Source organism: Streptomyces sp. PA03-1a, from assembly GCF_033792805.1.
Classification (GTDB): domain Bacteria; phylum Actinomycetota; class Actinomycetes; order Streptomycetales; family Streptomycetaceae; genus Actinacidiphila.
In genome coordinates this window covers 1-3,204 of sequence record NZ_JARAVO010000426.1, presented here as the reverse complement: position 1 = coordinate 3,204, position 3,204 = coordinate 1, and the positions used below count along the sequence as shown (strand labels likewise).

The following is a 3,204-nucleotide window of genomic DNA, read 5'->3' as shown; positions in this document are numbered from 1 at the left end:
GGTTGGCGATGAGCAGCAGGTCCAGCGGGCCGGCCCAGCCGGGAAGGGCCCACCGCAGGTCGTACGGGGCGGGGCCGGCCCGCTGGACCTGCTGCTCATCGCCAGCCCCGCAGGCACCGAGGCGGGCCTGGCCGACCTCATCGAGCAGGCCTACCGCCGCGGCTGCACCGCCGCCGCCGTCGTCCCCGCCGGCTCACCCATCGCCGAGGCGATCCAGCAGGTGCGGGGCATGGTCCTGCCGTACGCCCCCGCGCCCGACCCGGCGTCCGTCGCGGGGGTCCTCGGCGAGGCCGCCGAGCCCGCCGAGGACCTCGGCGCCTTCTGGGCGCTGCTCACCCCGCTGCTCGCCCTCGGTGACCGCATCGGCCTGCTCGCCGCCCCGCCCGACGCCATCGAGCGCGTCGCCGACCGCCTCGACGAGGTCGCCGCCCGCTGCGGCCCCGCCACCGCCACCTACAGCAACCCCGCCAAGGCACTCGCCTCCGAACTCGCCGAATCCCTGCCGGTGATGTGGAGCGAGGGACCGGTCGCCTCCGTCGCCGCCCGGCGCTTCGCCGCGGCCATCGCCGCCCGCGCCGGACGCCCCGCCCTGCACGGCGAACTCCCCGAGGCACTCGACACCCACGGCGCGCTGCTCGCCGGCTCCCTGGCCGGCGCCCTCGACCCCGAGGACTTCTTCCGCGACCGCGTCGACGAGCCCGAGGACCTGCGCCTGCGCGTCGTGCTCCTGCACCGCCCCGGCAACGCCGCATCGAGCTCCGCCCCGCTCGCCCGCGAGCTCGCCACCACCCACGACACCCCGCTGAGCGAGCTCGCCCCCGCCGAGGGAGGCGACCTGGAATCCGCCGTCGAACTCCTCGCCGTCACGGATTTCGCCTCCGTTTACCTCGCCATCACATCCACCGGGAGATCATGACCGCATGGACCGCCTGACCAACACCATCCGCCCGTACGCCTGGGGTTCCACCAGCGCGATCCCCGAACTGCTCGGCACCACCCCCACGGGCGAGCCGCAGGCCGAACTGTGGATGGGCGCCCACCCCGGCGCCCCCTCCCGCATCGACCGCGGCAACGGTCCGGTCCCGCTCGACCAGGTCATCGCCGCCGACCCGGACGGTGAACTCGGCGCCCCCGCCGTCGAACGCTTCGGTCCCCGGCTGCCGTTCCTGCTCAAGCTCCTCGCCGCCGGCTCCCCCCTCTCCCTGCAGGTGCACCCCGACCTCGCCCAGGCCGCTGCCGGCTTCGCCGACGAGGAGGCCCGCGGCGTCCCCGTCGACGCCCCGCACCGCAACTACAAGGACGCCAACCACAAGCCGGAGATGATCGTCGCGCTCACCCCCTTCGAGGGACTGTGCGGCTTCCGCCACCCCGAGGAGACCGCGGCCCTCCTCTCCGGCCTCGGCGTCGACTCCCTCAAGCCGTACGTCGACCTGCTGCGCGCCCACCCCGAGGAGGCCGCCCTCCGCGAGGTCCTCACCGCCGTGCTCGGAGCCGAACGCGACGCCATGGCCGGCACCGTGGACGAAGCCGCCGAAGCCGCCGGCCGGCTCGCCACCGAGGGCGGACCGAACGCCGACGCCTACGCCGCCTACGCAGCCATCGCCCACGCCTACCCCGGCGACCCCGGCGTCATCGCCGCCATGCTGCTCAACCACGTCCGGCTCCAGCCCGGCGAGGCGCTCTTCCTCGGCGCCGGCATACCGCACGCCTACCTCAGCGGCCTCGGCGTCGAGATCATGGCCAACTCCGACAACGTCCTGCGCTGCGGCCTCACCCCCAAGCACGTCGACATCCCCGAACTGCTGCGCATCGTCCGCTTCCACGCGGGTGACGCCGGTGTCCTGCGCCCCGAGGCGTCCCCCGACGGCGAGGAGCTCTACGGCACCCCCATCGACGAGTTCCGGCTCTCCCGGTACTCGCTCGCCGCCGGCGCCGCCCCCCGCACCCCCCACGACCGCACCGCCCAGATCCTGCTCTGCACCGAGGGCACCGCCACGCTGCGCACACCCGCCGACCCGGCGGCCCCGGAACTCACCCTCGATCGCGGCCAGTCCGCCTACGTTCCCGCAGGCGAACAGGTCGAACTCACCGGCGAGGGGACCGTCTTCCGGGCCACCGTGGTGGCCTGACGCACCACGCGAAGCACGGCCCTGCAAGAATGTCCCGCCGTAACGCCGTAAAGACCGGGCAAAGACCAGGGCCGACGGAAGGGACCACCAGCACCTATGAGCGCGTCAGGCGGAACCAAGGCGATCGTCGCCGCATTGGGCGCCAACCTCGCCATCGCGGTGAGCAAGTTCGTGGCGTTCGCCTTCAGCGGCTCCTCGTCCATGCTCGCCGAAGGCGTGCACTCGGTGGCCGACTCGGGCAACCAGGCGCTGCTCCTGCTCGGCGGCAAGAAGGCCCAGAAGAAGGCCACCGAGGAACACCCCTTCGGCTACGGCCGTGAGCGGTACATCTACGGCTTCCTCGTCTCCATCGTGCTGTTCACCATCGGTGGCGTCTTCGCCCTCTACGAGGGCTACGAGAAGGTCCAGCACCCGCACGAGATCGAGCACTGGTACTGGCCCATCGGCGTCCTGGTCTTCGCGATCGTCGCCGAGGGCTTCTCCTTCCGCACCGCCATCAAGGAATCCAACGTGGTGCGCGGCAAGCAGACCTGGAGCCAGTTCATCCGCACCGCCAAGGCCCCCGAGCTCCCCGTCGTCCTCCTCGAGGACTTCGGCGCGCTCGTCGGCCTCGTGCTCGCCCTCGGCGGCGTCGGCCTGTCCCTGCTCACCGGCGACGGCATCTGGGACGGCATCGGCACCCTCTGCATCGGCGTCCTCCTCGTCGCCATCGCGCTCGTCCTCGCCTCCGAGACCAAGTCGCTGCTCCTCGGCGAGGCCGCCGGACCCGAGGTCGTCGCCCGCATCCGCGCGGCCATCGTCGACGGCGACACCGTCACCCGCCTGATCCACATGCGCACGCTCCACCTCGGCCCCGACGAGCTCCTCGTCGCCGCCAAGATCGCCGTCGAGCACGACGACACCGCCACCGAGGTCGCCCGCGCCATCGACGCCGCCGAGGCGCGCATCCGCGAGGCCGAGCCCATCGCCCGCGTCATCTACCTCGAACCGGACATCTACCGCGAGCAGTCGGCCGCCCCCACCGCCCCCACGGCGGACTGCTCGCGGTAGATGTCCGGTTCGAGGTAGATGACGC

Annotated in this window: 3 protein-coding genes; all 3 read left to right on the top strand. The window is 73.0% G+C overall.

From position 1 onward, the window contains the following. Positions 1 to 916, top strand: a 916-nt coding sequence (locus PV341_RS44405; protein ID WP_500360926.1) for an SIS domain-containing protein, incomplete at its 5' end; no start/stop codon positions are given. A gap of 4 nt (positions 917 to 920) precedes the next feature. After that, entirely contained in the window at positions 921 to 2,129 is a 1,209-nt protein-coding gene (gene manA, locus PV341_RS44400) for a mannose-6-phosphate isomerase, class I (protein ID WP_500328610.1), read from the top strand. 96 nt (positions 2,130 to 2,225) lie between these two features. Beyond that, a complete protein-coding gene (locus PV341_RS44395) occupies positions 2,226 to 3,179 on the top strand; it encodes a cation diffusion facilitator family transporter (RefSeq protein ID WP_500360925.1) in 954 nt (317 codons plus the stop codon). Positions 3,180 to 3,204: the final 25 nt, after the last annotated feature.

Excerpts from the sequence above, each read along its gene's own strand:
- manA (WP_500328610.1), top strand. The coding sequence starts at position 921 with ATGGACCGCCTGACCAACACCATCCGCCCGTACGCCTGGGGTTCCACC.
- PV341_RS44395 (WP_500360925.1), top strand. The coding sequence starts at position 2,226 with ATGAGCGCGTCAGGCGGAACCAAGGCGATCGTCGCCGCATTGGGCGCC.